The sequence below is a fragment of the Streptomyces sp. NPDC127129 genome (genome assembly GCF_042671585.1).
In the GTDB taxonomy this organism is placed as follows: Bacteria; Actinomycetota; Actinomycetes; order Streptomycetales; family Streptomycetaceae; genus Streptomyces.
This window is the reverse complement of sequence record NZ_JBHXTV010000026.1, coordinates 30,359-47,073: the sequence shown is the minus strand read 5'-3', so window position 1 is coordinate 47,073 and position 16,715 is coordinate 30,359. Positions and strand designations below refer to the sequence as shown.

The 16,715-nt window shown below is 71.1% G+C and carries 14 protein-coding genes; 6 read left to right on the top strand and 8 right to left on the bottom strand.

Going from position 1 to position 16,715, the window contains the following annotated elements; all coding sequences use genetic code 11:
• On the bottom strand, nt 1-1,535 hold a 1,535-nt coding region (locus ACFVGW_RS34600; protein ID WP_385854781.1), incomplete at its 3' end, for a 2-oxoacid:acceptor oxidoreductase subunit alpha.
• Between the two features lie 268 nt (nt 1,536-1,803).
• On the opposite strand from ACFVGW_RS34600, the gene ACFVGW_RS34595 reads away from it, so the two are divergent.
• The 6 genes from ACFVGW_RS34595 to ACFVGW_RS34570 all read left to right on the top strand — a co-directional run bounded on the left by ACFVGW_RS34595 (nt 1,804) and on the right by ACFVGW_RS34570 (nt 7,574).
• Nucleotides 1,804-2,487, top strand: a complete 684-nt coding sequence (locus ACFVGW_RS34595; RefSeq protein WP_383229800.1) for a phosphoadenylyl-sulfate reductase — start codon at nt 1,804-1,806, stop codon at nt 2,485-2,487.
• Entirely contained in the window at nt 2,484-3,395 is a 912-nt protein-coding gene (cysD, locus tag ACFVGW_RS34590) for a sulfate adenylyltransferase subunit CysD (protein ID WP_352188062.1), read from the top strand. Before ACFVGW_RS34595 ends, cysD begins: the two co-directional genes overlap by 4 nt.
• Before the next feature lie 8 nt (nt 3,396-3,403).
• Complete coding sequence (locus ACFVGW_RS34585) at nt 3,404-4,717, top strand: sulfate adenylyltransferase subunit 1 (protein ID WP_385854780.1); 1,314 nt, start codon at nt 3,404-3,406, stop codon at nt 4,715-4,717.
• Nucleotides 4,714-5,805, top strand: a complete 1,092-nt coding sequence (locus ACFVGW_RS34580) for an ABC transporter substrate-binding protein (RefSeq protein ID WP_385854779.1) — start codon at nt 4,714-4,716, stop codon at nt 5,803-5,805. The genes ACFVGW_RS34585 and ACFVGW_RS34580 overlap by 4 nt, the downstream gene beginning before the upstream one ends.
• A 70-nt stretch (nt 5,806-5,875) precedes the next feature.
• Nucleotides 5,876-6,673, top strand: a complete 798-nt coding sequence (locus tag ACFVGW_RS34575) for an ABC transporter ATP-binding protein (RefSeq protein WP_383229794.1) — start codon at nt 5,876-5,878, stop codon at nt 6,671-6,673.
• On the top strand, nt 6,660-7,574 hold the full coding sequence (locus tag ACFVGW_RS34570; protein WP_385854778.1) for an ABC transporter permease: 915 nt from the start codon (nt 6,660-6,662) through the stop codon (nt 7,572-7,574). The genes ACFVGW_RS34575 and ACFVGW_RS34570 overlap by 14 nt, the downstream gene beginning before the upstream one ends.
• Nucleotides 7,575-7,755: 181 nt before the next feature.
• Here ACFVGW_RS34570 and ACFVGW_RS34565 read toward each other — a convergent pair whose 3' ends face one another.
• The 7 genes from ACFVGW_RS34565 to ACFVGW_RS34535 all read right to left on the bottom strand — a co-directional run bounded on the left by ACFVGW_RS34565 (nt 7,756) and on the right by ACFVGW_RS34535 (nt 16,569).
• Nucleotides 7,756-7,941 (bottom strand): hypothetical protein, encoded by a 186-nt coding sequence (locus ACFVGW_RS34565; protein WP_385854777.1) that lies wholly within the window; start codon nt 7,939-7,941, stop codon nt 7,756-7,758.
• A 167-nt stretch (nt 7,942-8,108) separates the two neighbouring features.
• Nucleotides 8,109-9,761 carry a nitrite/sulfite reductase gene (locus tag ACFVGW_RS34560; protein WP_383227745.1) on the bottom strand — a complete coding sequence of 551 codons (1,653 nt, stop codon included), beginning with the start codon at nt 9,759-9,761 and terminating at the stop codon, nt 8,109-8,111.
• A complete protein-coding gene (locus ACFVGW_RS34555) occupies nt 9,745-11,079 on the bottom strand; it encodes a hypothetical protein (protein WP_385854776.1) in 1,335 nt (444 codons plus the stop codon). Before ACFVGW_RS34555 ends, ACFVGW_RS34560 begins: the two co-directional genes overlap by 17 nt.
• A complete protein-coding gene (locus tag ACFVGW_RS34550; protein WP_385854775.1) occupies nt 11,076-12,821 on the bottom strand; it encodes a hypothetical protein in 1,746 nt (581 codons plus the stop codon). The genes ACFVGW_RS34555 and ACFVGW_RS34550 overlap by 4 nt, the downstream gene beginning before the upstream one ends.
• Before the next feature lie 150 nt (nt 12,822-12,971).
• Complete coding sequence (locus ACFVGW_RS34545) at nt 12,972-13,643, bottom strand: response regulator transcription factor (protein WP_352188054.1); 672 nt, start codon at nt 13,641-13,643, stop codon at nt 12,972-12,974.
• A gap of 53 nt (nt 13,644-13,696) precedes the next feature.
• Nucleotides 13,697-14,923, bottom strand: a complete 1,227-nt coding sequence (locus ACFVGW_RS34540) for a sensor histidine kinase (protein WP_385854774.1) — start codon at nt 14,921-14,923, stop codon at nt 13,697-13,699.
• 158 nt (nt 14,924-15,081) lie between these two features.
• Nucleotides 15,082-16,569 carry an MFS transporter gene (locus ACFVGW_RS34535; RefSeq protein ID WP_383227752.1) on the bottom strand — a complete coding sequence of 496 codons (1,488 nt, stop codon included), beginning with the start codon at nt 16,567-16,569 and terminating at the stop codon, nt 15,082-15,084.
• Between the last annotated feature and the right edge of the window lie 146 nt (nt 16,570-16,715).

Below are 16,715 nucleotides of genomic sequence, written 5' to 3'. Positions count from 1 at the left end.
CGGGTGCGGACCATGAAGTCGTGGTTGGCCGGGTCGTAGGAGATGTTCCCGGTGCCGTCCTGTTTCTCGATGCCGCCGATGCGGTGTTCCAGGCCGGGGGTGCCGGGGATCGCCCAGGGGCGGGCCAGGGTCTGCGGGTCGCGTTTGTAGGGCCAGAACACGTCGCTGCCGTCCTCCAGCGTGTGGTTCGGGCCGGTGGCGAACTGCACGCGCAGGTCGGGGAGTTCGTCGATGTCCGGGATCCGCCAGGGCTCCGAGCCGTTGGCGAGGTAGCCGTCGGACAGCAGGAACACCGGGGTGCGGTAGGCCAGTGCGATCCGGGCGGCCTCGATCGCCGCGTCGAAACAGTCCGCCGGCGTCCTGGGCGCGACGACCGGTACCGGCGCCTCACCGTTGCGGCCGTACATCGCCTGCAGCAGATCCGCCTGCTCGGTCTTGGTGGGCAGCCCGGTCGAGGGCCCGCCGCGCTGGATGTCCACGATCAGCAGCGGCAGCTCCAGCGAGACCGCCAGCCCGATCGTCTCCGACTTCAGCGCCACACCCGGCCCCGACGTCGTCGTCACCGCCAGCGAGCCGCCGAACGCGGCACCCAGGGCGGCGCCGATGCCGGCGATCTCGTCCTCCGCCTGGAACGTGCGCACACCGAAATTCTTGTGCCGTGACAGCTCGTGCAGGATGTCCGAGGCCGGCGTGATCGGATACGAACCCAGGTAGAGCGGCAGGTCCGCCTGACGGGCTGCGGCGATCAGGCCGTAGGACAGGGCCAGGTTCCCGGAGATGTTGCGGTACGTGCCGGCCGGGAACGCCTTCGTGGCCGGGGCGATCTCGTAGGAGACGGCGAAGTCCTCCGTCGTCTCGCCGAAGTTCCAGCCCGCCCGGAACGCGGCCACGTTCGCCTCGGCGATCTGCGGCTTCTTCGCGAACTTCTGCCGCAGGAACGTCTCCGTGCCCTCCGTCGGCCGGTGATACATCCACGACAAAAGCCCGAGCGCGAACATGTTCTTCGAACGCTCGGCCTCCTTCCGCGACAGACCGAAATCCTTCAACGCCTCGATCGTCAAAGTCGTCAACGGCACCGGATGCACCCGGTAGGCGTCCAGCGAACCGTCCTCCAACGGCGACGTCGCGTAGCCGACCTTCGCCATCGCCCGCTTCGCGAACTCGTCCGTGTTCACGATGATCTCGCCGCCCCGCGGCACATCACCGATGTTCGCCTTCAACGCGGCCGGATTCATCGCGACCAGCACGTTCGGGGCATCCCCCGGCGTCAGAATGTCATGATCCGCGAAATGCAACTGGAAGGACGACACACCCGGCAGCGTCCCCGCGGGAGCCCGGATCTCCGCCGGAAAGTTCGGCAGCGTCGACAGGTCGTTCCCGAACGACGCCGTCTCCGAGGTGAACCTGTCACCCGTGAGCTGCATACCGTCACCGGAATCACCCGCGAACCGGATGATCACCCGATCGAGCCGGCGCACCTCTTTTCCCGGCTCCTCCGGACGCGTGCGCGTGCTCGTCCCTGTCTCGGACTTCATCTCCGCACCCTCAATCCCATGGACTCGTCGGCGCCTTGTGCGGCCGATCGTGACAGGTGCCGCTTACCGTGCGCTGACGGGCGCCTGAGCGTCACCCGTTCGACCCGACCGCCCCCTGCCCGTACCGCCCCCGGGTCAGCGCCTCGTCAGCGTCGTGTACGGCGGCCCCGTTAGCCTGCGCCTGCCGTTCGGCAATCAGGTGGGTGCAACGCGCTCTTTCCCTGTCATTTCTCGGCGCTCACGCGAAGAGACATCGAGAGGACTTCGGATGAACGAACTCAGAGAACTCGCCACCCGGGCCGGGCGGGAGCTGGAAGAGGCCCCGGCACTGGACATCCTGCGCTGGGCCGCCGACACCTTCGGTTCTGACATGTGCGTCACCTCCTCGATGGAGGACGCCGTCGTGGCCCACCTCGCCGCGCGCGTACTGCCCGGAGTGGACGTCGTGTTCCTCGACACCGGCTACCACTTCCCCGAGACCATCGGGACGCGGGACGCGCTGGAGGCGGTCGGCGACGTCAGGATGATCACCCTGCTCCCCCGCCGGACGGTGGCCGAGCAGGACGCGGAGTACGGTCCCGAACTGCACCGCCGCGACCCGGACCTGTGCTGCAGTCTGCGCAAGACCCAGCCGCTGGAGGAGGGGCTCGCCCCGTACACCGCCTGGGTCACGGGGCTTCGCCGGTTCGACTCGCCGGAGCGCGCCACGACACCGGTCGTCGGCTGGGACGAGGCGCGCGGCAAGGTGAAGATCTCCCCGATCGCACGGTGGTCGCGCGAGGACGTGGACACGTACATCGCCGAGCACGGGGTGCTGGTCAACCCGTTGCTCTCGGACGGCTACGGCTCAGTGGGCTGCGCCCCCTGCACCCGGCGCCTGCTCCCGGGCGAAGACGCCCGGGCGGGCCGGTGGGCGGGGAGCGCCAAGACGGAATGCGGGATCCACACATGACGACCGAGACAGACATACCTCTGCGGCATCTGGAGGCGCTCGAATCCGAGGCGGTGCACATCTTCCGCGAGGTGGCGGGCGAGTTCGAGCGCCCCGTCATCCTCTTCTCGGGCGGCAAGGACTCCATCGTCATGCTCCATCTGGCGCTGAAGGCCTTCGCACCCGCTTCGGTGCCGTTCTCGCTCCTCCACGTCGACACCGGGCACAACTTCCCCGAGGTGCTCGACTACCGCGACCGCACCGTCGCCCGGCACGGGCTGCGGCTGCACGTGGCATCCGTACAGGAACTCATCGACAGCGGGGAACTGCGCGAGCGGCCGGACGGCACGCGCAACCCCCTGCAGACCGTGCCGCTCGTCGAGGCCATCCGCACGCACCGCTTCGACGCGGTGTTCGGCGGCGGGCGCCGGGACGAGGAGAAGGCCCGCGCCAAGGAGCGGGTGTTCAGTCTGCGCGACGAGTTCGGCGGCTGGGACCCTCGCCGACAGCGTCCCGAGCTGTGGCAGCTGTACAACGGCCGGCACGCCGCCGGCGAGCACGTGCGGGTCTTCCCGCTCTCCAACTGGACCGAGCTGGACGTGTGGCAGTACATCGCCCGCCATGACATCGAGGTCCCGTCCATCTACTACGCGCACCGGCGCGAGGTCTTCCTGCGGGACAACATGTGGCTGACCCCCGGCGACTGGGGCGGCCCGAAGGACGGCGAGCCCCTGGAGATCCGCACGGTGCGCTACCGCACCGTCGGCGACATGTCCTGCACCGGCGCCGTCGACTCGTCCGCCGCCGACCCCGAGGCCGTCATCGAGGAGATCGCCGCCTCCCGGCTGACCGAGCGGGGCGCCACCCGGGCCGACGACCGCATGTCGGAAGCCGCCATGGAAGACCGTAAGCGCGAGGGGTACTTCTGATGCCGATCATGCCGACGAGGCCGAGCGGAACCGAGCACCACTCCAGCCTGCTGCGCTTCGCCACGGCCGGCTCCGTCGACGACGGCAAGTCCACGCTGGTCGGCAGGATGCTCCACGACTCCAAGTCGCTGCTCGCCGACCAGCTGGAGGCCGTCGAGCGGGCGTCGCTGGCCCGGGGCCAGGAGACGCCGGACCTGGCACTGCTCACGGACGGCCTGCGGGCCGAACGCGAGCAGGGCATCACCATCGACGTGGCCTACCGCTACTTCACCACGGGGAACCGCAGCTTCATCCTGGCCGACACCCCCGGGCACGTGCAGTACACCCGGAACATGGTCACCGGGGCCTCCACCGCCGAGCTGGTGATCATCCTGGTGGACGCACGGCAGGGGGTCGTGGAGCAGACCCGCCGGCACGCGGCGGTGGCCGCGCTGCTGCGGGTACCGCACGTGGTCCTGGCCGTGAACAAGATGGACCTGGTCGGCCACGCCGAGACCGTGTTCGCGGGCATCGCGGACGACTTCATCGCGTACGCGAGGGGGCTCGGCGTCCCCGAGGTGACCGCGATCCCGGTGTCGGCGCTCAACGGCGACAACGTCGTCGGGCCGTCCGCGAGCATGGACTGGTACGGCGGGCCGACGGTCCTGGAGCACCTGGAGACCGTCCAGGTCAGCTCGGAGCCCGTCGGGGCGCCCGCCCGTCTGCCCGTGCAGTACGTCATCCGCCCGCAGACGGCCGAGGACCCCGACTACCGGGGCTACGCGGGGATGATCTCTTCCGGTTCGCTGCACGTCGGGCAGGAGGTCACGACGCTGCCCTCCGGCCGTACGTCGGTGATCAGCGCCATCGACCTGCTGGGGCAGCCGGTGCCGACGGCCCGTGCGCCGCAGTCCGTGACCGTGCTGCTCGCGGACGACGTCGACATGTCGCGCGGGGACCTCCTGGTCCCCTCCGACCAGGCTCCCACCCCCTCCCAGGACATCGAGGCCACGGTCTGCCACCTCGCCGACCGGCCGCTCGTCCCGGGTCAGCGGGTGCTGCTCAAGCACACCACGCGCACCGTGCAGGCGGTCGTGAAGGAGCTCGTCAGCCGGGTGACGCTCGATCCGCTGTCCCAGCACGGCTCCCCCGAGCGGCTGACGGCCAACGACATCGGCCGTGTCCGGATCCGTACGGCCGCTCCGCTCGCCCTCGACCCGTACGCGGTCTCCCGCCGCACCGGATCGTTCCTGCTGATCGACCCGGCCGACGGCACCACGCTGACGGCGGGCATGGCGGGCGACTCCTTCGTGACCGGGGCCCCGTGGGAGACCGGCGCATGAGGCAGGTCCGCCGGCTCGGCGCCGCTCTCGCGGGGCTCGCGCTCTGCGCCACGCTCAGCGCCTGCGGCTACGGTTCGCAGCGCGTCGGCACCACCGCGAAGGTGGTGCCGACGGGCGCCGCGCTCTCCGCCACGGAGGTGCGGGTCGGCTACTTCCCCAACCTCACGCACGCCACCGCCCTGGTCGGCGTGCGTGAGGGCATGATCCAGAAGGAACTCGGCGGTACGAAGCTGTCGACGGCGACGTTCAACGCCGGGCCGACCGCCATCGAGGCGCTCAACGCCGGTTCGGTGGACCTGGCGTGGGTCGGCCCCTCACCGGCGATCAACGGCTACACCAAGCTCGGCGGCAAGGGCCTGCGCATCGTCGCGGGGGCCGCGTCGGGCGGCGTGAAGCTGGTCGTCGACCCGAAGAAGATCCGTACGCCGGCGGATGTCAGGGGCAAGCGGATCGCGAGCCCCCAGCTCGGCAACACCCAGGACGTGGCGCTGCTGCACTGGATCTCCGAGCAGGGCTGGAAGGTGGACCCGCTGTCGGGGCGCGGCGACGTGTCCGTCGTCCGTACCGACACCAAGGTGACGCCCAACGCCTACAAGTCCGGTTCCATCGACGGGGCGTGGGTGCCCGAGCCGACCGCCTCGCTGCTGGTCGCCCAGGGCGCGCGCGTCCTCGTCGAGGAGGCGGACCTCTGGCCCGGCCGGCGGTTCGTGACCACCCATCTCATCGTGTCGCAGCGCTTCCTCGACCAGCACCCCGACGTCGTCGACGCGGTCGTCGAGGGGGCCGTGGCCACCAACGCCTGGATCGCCGCGGATCCCGCGCGGGCCAGACGGTCCGTCAACGAGGCGCTGCGCGAGCTGACGGGGAAGCCGCTGCCCGCCGAGATCATCGAGTCGGCCTGGCCCTCCCTCACGTTCACCGACGACCCGCTGGCCGCCACCCTCGACGCCCAGGCCGCCCACGCCACCGCGGCGGGCCTCCTCGACCGCCCCGTGCTGCGCGGCATCTACGACCTCGGCCCGCTGAACCGGGTCCGCAAGGCCGCGGGCCGGCCCCCGGTCGACGACGCCGGGCTCGGCACGCCATGAGGGACGACGTCATGTCTGCCGTCCGCCCGTCCTGTACTGCACCCAGGAGTTGACTCGAGTGCATCCGACAATGACCACGGAACAGGTCGCCGATCCCGGTGCGGCCTCCCTCGCGCCCCGCGGGCCCGCTGTGCGCGTGGCGGGGGTCCACAAGACGTTCCGCCGTGCCGAGGGCGTGCAGACGGTGCTCCAGGACATCAACATCGATGTCCAGCCGGGCGAGTTCGTCTGCCTGCTCGGATCCTCCGGGTGCGGCAAGTCCACCCTGCTCAATGTGATCGCGGGCCTCGACCAGCCGTCCTCGGGCGAGGTCCACGTGCCCTCCGGCCGGCCGGCCCTGATGTTCCAGGAGCACGCGCTCTTCCCCTGGCTGACGGCCGGCAGGAACATCGAACTGGTCCTCCGGCTGCGGGGGGTGCCCAAGGCCGAGCGCCGCACCCGCGCCGAGGAACTCCTCGGTCTGGTACGGCTCCAGGACGCGTACGGCAAGCGGCCCCACGAACTCTCCGGCGGTATGCGGCAGCGTGTCGCGCTGGCCCGCGCCCTGGCGCAGGACTCCCAGGTGCTGCTGATGGACGAGCCGTTCGCCGCGCTCGACGCCATCACCCGCGACGTCCTGCACGAGGAGCTGACCCGGATCTGGGAGAGCACCGGGGTCTCCGTCGTCTTCGTCACCCACAACGTCCGCGAGGCGGTCCGGCTCGCCCAGCGCATCCTGCTGATGTCCTGCCGGCCCGGCCGGGTCGCCCACGAGTGGAAGATCGACCTGCCGCAGCCGCGACGTCCCGAAGACCCGGACGTGGCCACGCTGTCCGTGGAGATCACCGACCAGCTGCGCGAGGAGATCCGGCGCCATGCCCGAGACTGAGGCCCGCGCGGTGAAGGCCGGAGGACGCGACGACGCCGATCTCGCCCGGCTGGAGGCGGGCCTGGACTCCCTGGAGACCAAGCCCGAACGCCGCGACTCCGTCGGACGCGTCCTGAGACGTACGGTGGCGCCGCCGCTGCTCGGCATCGTCCTCGTCCTGACGGTCTGGCAGACGCTGCACCTCAGCGGCCTCGTGTCCGAGGACCGGCTGCCGAGCCCCGCGGCGATCTGGGAGAGCCTGCGCACGCTCTGGCTGCGCGGCACCCTGTTCGACATCATCTGGACCAGTCTGGAGCGCGGCCTCCTCGGCTTCCTGGCCTCGGTGGCCATCGGTACGCCGCTGGGCCTGCTCGTCGCCCGGGTGGCGCTCGTCCGTGCGGCCGTCCGGCCCGTCCTGTCCGGACTGCAGTCACTGCCGTCGGTGGCCTGGGTGCCGGCGGCCGTCATCTGGTTCGGTCTCACCGACGGGGCCATGTACGCGGTCATCCTGCTCGGCGCGGTCCCCTCGATCGCCATCGGTCTGGTCTCCGGCATCGACCAGGTGCCTCCGCTGTACCTCCGCGCGGGACGCGTCATCGGCGCCACCGGCCTGAACGGCGCACGCCACATCCTGCTGCCGGCGTCCCTGCCGGGCTACACGGCGGGGCTCAAGCAGGGCTGGGCCTTCTCCTGGCGCTCCCTCATGGCGACCGAACTCATCGCGTCCTCCCCGGAGCTGGGCATCGGCCTCGGCCGCTTCCTGGAGAACTCCCGCGAGAACATCGACATGCCGGGCGTCTTCCTCGGCATCCTGCTCATCCTGACGGTGGGCGTGCTGATCGACCTCGTGGTCTTCAGCCCCCTGGAGCGCCGTGTGCTCCGCAACCGCGGCCTGGCCCTGACGGGCAACGGCCGCCCCTGAGCCCGGAGGCGGGCTCGGTGCCTCATACACGGCGCGGGAGCCGCGGTGCACCGGATGCACCGTGCGGCCCGCGTCCGCCTCCGGTCCACCTGTGTGGAGACGAAGACCCTCGTGCCCCCTCGTGGGGAGGGGATACGAGGGTCTTCGGCGTACCGTGCCACGCCGTCGAATCGCCCCGGTCTCAGCGATCGAGCGCGGCGGACGACGCGGATTCGCCGGGTGTGACGAGTCGCGTCTCGTAGGCGAGGAAGACGGCCTGGGCCCGGTCGCGCAGGGTCAGCTCGGCGAAGATGCGGGCGACATGGGTCCTCACCGTCGCGTGGCGTTCCACCAGATGGCGGGTGATCGAGGGGCATGCCTTCGACACCGTCCTTCTCACCGTCCGGGAGCGGCGCCGCGACCTGGGCATGCTCAAGTCGATCGGTCGGCACGTGCCGCAGCCGGCCGGGCGGACCCTGTCCGCCACGACAGAGAGGTGCCCGCGCTCCACCTGGGCGGCGGGGCGCGGGCACCTCGGGGGGCGTCGCGGGTGTGTCAGTCCTGGCCCGTGTGGGTGCGGACCGCCCACTGGGCGAAGGTCTCCGACTCGTCCGTACGGCCTTCCTGGTAGCCGCGGGCGAGGTTCTCGACGAAGTCGGGCAGGTCCGTCGCGGCCACCTTCAGGCCCCGGGGCTTGTGGCCGAGGGCCGCCTCGTCGTTCTTGGCGAGGGAGAGACCGCCGCCCAGGTGGACCTGGAAGCCCTCGACCTGGGTGCCGTCCGCGCCGACGACGATCTGGCCCTTGAGGCCGATGTCGGCGACCTGGGTGCGGGCGCAGGCGTTGGGGCAGCCGTTGATGTTGACGGTGATGTCCGTGTCCTGGCCGGCGAGCCGCCGTTCGAGCTCGGCGACGAGCTCGGCGGCCCGGTCCTTCGTCTCGACGATGGCGAGCTTGCAGTACTCCAGTCCGGTGCAGGCCATGGTGGAGCGGCGCCAGCGGGAGGGGTGGACGATCAGGTCGATCGCCTCCAGGTCGCGGACGAGCGGCTCGGGGTCCACCACGTCCAGGACGAGGAGTTTCTGGTAGGGCGTCAGCCGGATCCGGCCGGAGCCGTGGGCCTCGACGATGTCGGCGAGCCGGGCGAGCCTGGTGCCGGAGACACGCCCCACGACGGGCGCGGCACCGACGTAGTACCGGCCGTCCCGCTGCTCGTGGACCCCGACGTGGTCGACGGGAGCCGCCGGAAGGACCGGCTCGGGACCGTCTACGAGCGCCCGGCCGAGGTACTCGGTCTCCAGGACCTCGCGGAACCGCTCCACGCCCCAGTCGGCGATGAGGTACTTGAGCCGGGCCCGGTTGCGCAGCCGGCGATAGCCGTAGTCGCGGAAGAGTCCGGCGACGGCCGCCCAGACCTCGGGCACCTCCGCCAGCGGCACCCACGCGCCGGGGCGTTCGGCGAGCCGGGGGGACGTGGAGAGGCCGCCGCCCACCCAGAGGTCGAAGCCCGGACCGTGCACGGGGTGCTCCACCCCGAGGAAGGCGATGTCGTGGATCTGGAAGGGCACGTCCGGCAGCCAGCTGACCGCGGACTTGAACTTGCGGGGCAGGTTGGAGAGCGAGGGGTCCCCGACGTGCCGGTCGACGATCTCGCGGATCGCGGACGTGGGGTCCAGGACCTCGTCGGGGCTGATCCCGGCGACAGGGCTCCCGAGCACGACCCGGGGGCAGTCGCCGCAGGCCTCGGTCGTGGACAGTCCGACGGCCTCCAGGCGGCGCCAGATCTCGGGGACGTCCTCGATCCGGATCCAGTGGAACTGGATGTTCTGGCGGTCGGTGATGTCGGCGGTGTCCCGGGCGAACTCGGTGGAGAGCGCGGCGATCTCCCGCAGCTGCGCCACGGAGAGTTCGCCGCCGTCGACGCGTACCCGCATCATGAAGTGCTCGTCCTCGAGCTCCTCCGGTGCCAGGGTCGCGGTGCGCCCGCCGTCGATGCCGGGACGCCGCTGGGTGTAGAGGCCCCACCAGCGGAGCCGGCCGCGCAGGTCCTCGGAGGGGATGGAGGCGAAGCCCTCGCGCGCGTAGGTCTGTTCGACGCGTTCGCGTACCAGCAGCGGATCCTCGACCGCCTTGAAGCGCTCGTTGTCGTTCAGCGGTTCCCGCGAGCCGAGTGCCCACTGGCCCTCGTCGCGTTTACGCTCCCGGGTCATCGTTGGTCCTCTCCTTCAGGGGGCCGCTGATCGGCGAGATCATTCCCGAGGGCAGCCATTCCGCCGTCTCGCCTCCGCCGTGCTGGTGCCCGACGCTCTGGCCCTTGCCGTCCGCGGAGACCATGCCTCCGGGGACGTACGCGACGGAGACCGCGAAGAGCCGCGGTGCGGGTTCGGGCTTCTCCTCCCGTACGCGCTGCCAGGCCTCGTAGCCGCCGCCCGACGGGTACGCGCCGGGCATCCGGGCCGTGAGGGCCTTGACGTACTCCATGGCCTCGGCTCGCCTCGGTGTGTACCTCAGCGGGATCAACTGGCCCGCGCCGGGCGTGATGACGGACCGGGCGAGCAGCCAGGGGGCGAGGTAGACGCCCTGGGCGAGGGTCCGGCCGCTCTCGACGGCGAGGGTCGCGTCCGTCGCGCCGGGCCAGCCGGTGGTGACGATCAGGGGCTGGGTGGTGCGGCCGGGCGCGGTGACGTCGATGCCCTCGCGTGCTGCGGCGGCGCGGACCGTGGCGGCCGCGGCCCTTCCGCGCTCCGAGTCGTCGGAGACGAGGCCCACGGAGCGGGTGCCGCGGGCGGCGAGGAAGTGGACGGTGGCGCGCAGCGCGGTGGCGTCCCGTTCGGCGAGCCGGTCGGAGGGGCAGGCGGTGAGCGGTCCGCGTTCGCCTGCGACGAGTGCGCCGAGGGCGACCTCCGCGCACTCCGCTCCGTCGGCGGTGGCGAGGGCGGCGAGCGGGGCCTGGGCCGCGCCGCCGGTGTCGACGGAGAGCTCGCCGGCGGCGCCGCCCGCGGAGATCCGCAGGGTGCTGCGGCCCTCGGGAAGGTCCACCGGGATCCAGGACTGGGCGCTGCCCGGGCGCCGTTCGCCCGGGCGGAGCGTGGCGGTGGTGGTGCCGGCCTGTGCGTTCTCGGCTCCGACGGCGACCAGGTTCGGTCCGGGCCGTCCGGGTACGACGAGGACGCCGACCTTCTTCCCTCCCAGCGCGAGGGTCCGCAGGACGGGCGTGCCCGGCGGGGTCTGCTCCTGCGCGGCGAGGGTGTCCTGGGCGGCGAGTGTTCCCCGGTCGCCGTCGCCCGAACCGAGCGCGGCGACGGCGACGAGGCCGAGCGCCACGGCGAAGACGGTGAACGAGGCGCCGAGGTATCTGCGGGGCAGCAGGTTCCGCCGCGCCATGACCAGCACCACGAGGATGCCGATGACGGCTGCGACGGCGATCGGCACCAGGGTCTCCCCCGGCGCCGCCCCGTCCGGCGCGGCCAGGTGACCGCGGCCCGGGGTAAGGGCCGCGGTCACCTGGGTACCGATGGATCCGGTCACTTCAGGACGCTGTCACTGACGGTGAACAGGATGCCGTGCGGACGGGCGGGACCGGTCTCGCCGTGCGGCCAGGAGGTCCGGTCGAAGTCGACACAGGGCTTGCCGCTCCGCTCGTCGCGGAACGCCCTGTCCTGCTTCAGCTTGCCCTTGCGGTCGAGGTCGTACATGCAGACCTCGTGGTTGCCGTCGCCGCTGAAGGAGCCGGCGATGAAGTAGTTCGAGGTGGCGAGACGGCGGATGTGCTTGGTCTCACGGTACTTTCCGCCGTACGTCTGCTCGAAGTTGTCCATCGCGCCCCAGTGCGGGCCGCCGTCCGTGGTGTCACGGATCGGCATGGCGGAGGTGACGGCCGGGCAGTCGCTCTCCAGGCCGCCCCGGTAGACCTCCTTCAGCTTGTCGATGTTGCACTTGGGGTCGTCACCCGCGGCCAGCAGCTTCTGGATGTCGAGGACGTAGAGCATGCCGGTGGTCTTGTCGAGCGGCTTGCCGTACGCGGTCGACTGCCCCATCACCGTGTGGAACAGGTAGCGGTCGTCGGGGCTGACCATCAGCCAGCTCGCGGCGTCGCCACCGCCCGTGACGTCCTTCGGCGCGCCCGCGGCGCGGTACGCCGTGGTGTCGTCGAAGACCTCGCGCCACTTCGGGTTGGGCACGGTCACGTCGGGGGCGTAGAAGACCGCGCCACCGAGCATGGAGGAGGCGAACGCTCCCTTGTGCTTCTTCTTGTTGGGGAGCGCGGGCTCCATGACGACCCGCGACTCGTGCCACATCGCGGACTTCTCCAGGCCGGCGCGCGGACCGTCGGGCATCTTGCTGACGGAGAGCAGCTTCGGGTTCTGGCGGTCCTCGATGTCCCAGACCCGCACCGTCTGGCGCGCGAGGTTGGCCTGGTCGGGCAGCTTCGGGCTCAGGAAGTGGCGGGCCTCGACGAAGTCGCTCGCCACCATGATGTTCTTCTCTTCGTTGACCATGATCCCGTGCGGGTTGGCACAGGTGGCCTTCTTGAGCGCGGGCACGTTGCCGCACTGCTTCGGGTCCTCGCCCTCGGCCAGCGCGGCCGGGATCTCGGCGAGGGTCTTGCCGTCCTTGTCCATCCGCACGATCTGGCCGGGTGAGCCGGCCGCGCCGTTGCCCTCGCGGACCTCGCCGTTGGTGTACGTGCAGGGACCGGGGACGTCCGGTCCGCCGAGGTAGCTGGCGTACGCGGTGCCGTCACGGAGCACCTGGAAGGCGTCGGGAGCGGTGCCGCACGGCGTGTCGACGGTCGAGTTGACACCGGCCAGGCTCAGGGCGGGCAGCTTGCTCGTGTCGAAGACGAAGACCGTGTCCTGGAGCAGCGCGCCGGCGAAGAGCCGGTCGCCCTTGTGCCACACGTACTGCATGTGGTGGGCCTCGTTGGCGAGGTTGGGGCCGAGGGTGACGGTGTTGACCACTTCGCCGTACGTCGGCGAGTTGCGGGTCGCGTCGACCACCGCGAGGAAGTCCGGCTTGGCGGGGTCGGCGGAGCCCGCCCAGGTCAGGAGCCATTCCCGGCCGCGGCCCTGGGCTGCGGGCAGCATGTGGTTGGTGGCCGTGTAGGTCACGCCGTCGGTGGCGGTGAACTTCGAGGTCACCCGCTCGGGTTCGGGGGACGCGGCGGCGCCTCCCGAAGTCGTCAGCAGGGCGGCGACCACGCCGACCGCGGTGAGGCACGCGGCCAGGCGGGATGTTCCGCCCGGCCGTCGGAGACTGATGCGTCGCACGTCGCGAACGCTCCTCTCACGGAGCTGTCTGGTGGGTCCAACTGGGCGCCGGTACCTTCGCAGAACTCGCTGACGTGCCACTGACGCCCCGATCGCGCGCGCCTTCCGGCCGTTTCTCCGGTGTGGCGGGCGCTCTCGGGGCGTCGGTTTTCAGCTGTTGAGGAGCCACCCGGCGTCGCGGGCGATCCGCACGGCGTCGGTGCGGTTACGCGCGTCCAGCTTGGCGACGACGGCCGTGAGGTAGTTGCGGACGGTGCCGGGCGACAGGTGGAGCAGCTCGGCGATCTCGGCCGATTCCGCACCGGCGGCGACCAGCCGGAGCACATCGGCCTCGCGGGCCGTCAGGGGGCTCGGTTCGCCCTCCCAGGCGGCGAGGGCCAGTTCCGGTGTGATCACCCGTTCGCCGGCCATGACCCGTCGGACGGCGTGGACGAGCTGCTCGGCCGGTGCGTTCTTGACCATGTATCCGTCCACGCGGATGTCCTGCGCGCGGCGTACGACGTTCGGCGCGTCGAGCACCGTGAGGACGAGGATCCGGCATCCGGAGAGCTGCTCGCGCAGCCGCTCCGCTCCGGTGAGCCCGTCCAGACCGGGCATGTTGACGTCCAGGATCGCGATGTCGGGCCGGGTCTTCTCGGCGACTGCGAGGAGGTCCTCCCCGTTCCCGACCTCTCCGACGACCTGAACGTCGTCCTCCAGTTCGAGGAGAGAGGCTAAGGCCTCTCGCACCATCTGTACGTCCTCTGCCAAGAGCACACGTATCACGCACACACCCCCGCGATGTCCCCGACCCGGCCATGCCAGGGGGCGAGTTTCGCACATTCGTGTGCGTCATGGCGTGAACACCGCGGGTCGGCGCGGTGGGCCCTGCGGGATCACTTTCCGGCGGCGGCGGGAACCGCGATGCGCGCGGCCCATCGGCGGATGTCGGAACCCCGGATGGCAGGGGCGTGAACAACCGGCGCGCCGTCGCCGGAGCCGGGCTGGGCGTCGACAGCCCGGGCCGGGATCTCCGCGACCACCCGGAAGACTCCGCCGGGCCGGATCTCGGTGTGGAAGGAGCCGCCGAGCTCGCTCACCCGCTGGCCGAGGTTGCCGAGCCCGGCGCCTCCGTTGCCCGGCGCGGCGCCGCAGAGCCGCGAGGCGGACACGGTGGCCCCGTCGTTGGAGACTTCCAGCCGTACGGTCTTGAGCCCGCCCGTCAGCGCGATGGTGCAGTGCGTCGCCTTGCTGTGGCGCAGCACGTTGGTGACGGATTCGCGCAGCACGGCCGCGAGGGCGAGAGAGACGTCCTCCCCCTCGGGCAGGGCGTCGATCCGGAGGGTGACCCCGATGTTCATGGCGCGCAGCAGGGCGGCGGCCGTCGGCACCTCGGCGGCGAGGGACACACCCTGGTATCCGCGTACCGCCATCCGGAACTCGGCCATGGCCTGCCGGGAGGTACGTACCAGCTCCTCGGCCTCGGTGGCGGCGCGTTCCGGGGAGACCTTGAAGCTCCGGTTCACCAGCTCGGCGCGCATGGCGACGGCCGAGAAGGTGTGCCCGAGGAGATCGTGCAGGTCGCGTGCGAGGCGGTTCTGCTCGCTCTCGACGACGGCCTTGGCGATGCTGTGGCGCGCGCAGCGGGTGCGGTGGATGAGGAGGACGGCCTGGGTGAGGGTGTAGGACATGAGGCCGACGACGACGATCGCGCCGGCCATGAGCAGCAGGTGCGGCAGCGCCTGGGACAGCGATTCCGCGTCCCTGGTGCAGAGCATCGACACCAGGGTGATGACGAGGCCGAAGAGCGGCCATGCGTAGCGGGCGCGCAGGATGAGCGGGAGCGATCCCGAGAGCGTGCCGGCCAGGATGCCGCAGGCCTCGTGGACGAGTTCGGTGGCGAGCAGCACGACGGCGAGCTGGGCGGTGAGGGCGAGGATCGCCCCGCGGGACGGTCCGAAGCCGGGCTCTGCGGGCCGCGCGGCGACGACACAGCCCTGGAGGGCCAGTTGGGCGACGACGAGGAGGAGGACCAGGCCCGAGTGGCCTAACCCGGCCCGCCCTCCGACGGCGTTGTAGACGATCACTTCGAGGGTGACGAAGCTCGCTCCCAGCAGTGCCATGACCTGGATGAAGCCGTTCCGTGCGGCTCTGTCGCGGTGTTCCGCCCACATACCCATCACAGGTCCTCTTTCCTCTGCCTCATCGACACGGCCCACAGATCCCGCAGGGGGATTCCAGCACCGAACCGCCGTTCCCTGTGGGAACGGCGGCTGAAATTTCAGGGAGCTACCGAGGTGCGCTCTCGTTCGGCGACGGGGTCGTCCTCCTCACCGGGGGAGGCGGCGACGTGGCGTGGAATGGCCAGGGCGCAGAGCGCTCCGAGGAGGACGACGGCGACGCCGATCCAGATCGCGGGGCGCATCCCGTCGACGAACTCCTCGGCGGTGCGGTCGCTTCCGTAGTGGACGAAGACACTGCTGAGGATGGCGGTGCCGAGGGCGCCGCCGATCTCGCGGACGGTGTTGTTGGCGCCCGACGCCTTGCCGCGGTTCTGCGGTCCGACCGAGGCCAGCACCACCGCGGCGGTCGGCGCGAAGACGAGGCCCATGCCGAATCCGGCGACGATCATGGCGCCCACCATGCGGGAGTACGGGGTGTCCGACGTGGCGACCAGGTCGATCCAGGCGAGGCCGATGCCCTGCAGGAGCAGGCCCGCCGCCATCAGCCGGCCGCCGCCGAGGCGGTCGGTCAGCGCACCGGCCACCGGTGCCACGAACATGGGCATCAGGGTCCATGCCAGGGTGAGCACACCGGCTTCCAGAGGGGTCCGAACGGGCGCCATCTGGAAGAACTGGGCCAGCAGGAAGATTGACCCGAAAACGCCGAAGTACATGCTGGCGGAGACCAGGTTGGAGAAGACGAAGGCCCGCTTGCGGTAGAAGGACAGCGGCAGCAGGGGCTGCCGTGCGCGTCGCTCCCAGAGGACGAAGAGGACCAGCAGGACGGCGCCGGCCGCGAAGGCCGCGATGATGACGCCGGAACTCCAGCCCTCCGACTCGCCGTTGACGATCGCCCAGACGACGGAGACGAGTCCGGCCGTCACGAGGAGCATGCCGGGCAGGTCGAGCCGGGACGCGGGCACGGAGCTCTCGCCGAGGACCACGAAGATCAGCGGAATGGCGACGAGGCAGACCGGGACGTTGATCCAGAAGATCCACTGCCAGTCCAGACCGTCCACGACCGCGCCGCCGACGACCGGGCCGAGGGCCACGGCCATGCCGCTGACGGCCGACCAGAGACCGAGGGCGAGGTTCCGCTTCCGGTCGGGCACCTCCTCCGCGAGCAGCGTGAGGGAGAGCGGCATGACGGCCGCAGCTCCGAGACCCTGGAGTGCGCGCGCCGCGATGAGCTGGCCACTGCTGTCGGCCAGGCCGCAGGCGATGGACGAGAGCGTGAAGACGGCGATGCCGAGGACGAAGACGCGGCGCCGGCCGAACCGGTCACCCAGGGCGGCGCCGGTCAGCAGCAGACAGGCGAAGCTGAGCACGTACGCGTTGACGAACCACTGCAGGTCGGTGGTGGAGGCCTGAAGGTCCACGGCCATGGAACGCAGGGCCGTGGAGACGACCAGGTTGTCCAGCGCCACCATGAACATGGGCAGGCTGCACGCGAGGATCGTCACCCAGAGGGGGAAACGGCCCTGTCGTGAGTCGGGGGCGGGACGCGGGGCCGTCCCGCCCCCCTCGCCGCTTCTGATTGTGCTCATGACAATTGCCTCCATCCGGCGGACGCCGGGATCGAACACACAGGGGGTCGAACGAAGAGAACGAGCGAAGAGAGTGGTACGCGCTCCGCCGGGAGCACCGACGGGGGACGAACAGCGTCCCGGCGGAGCGCGGCTCGGGGGTGGGG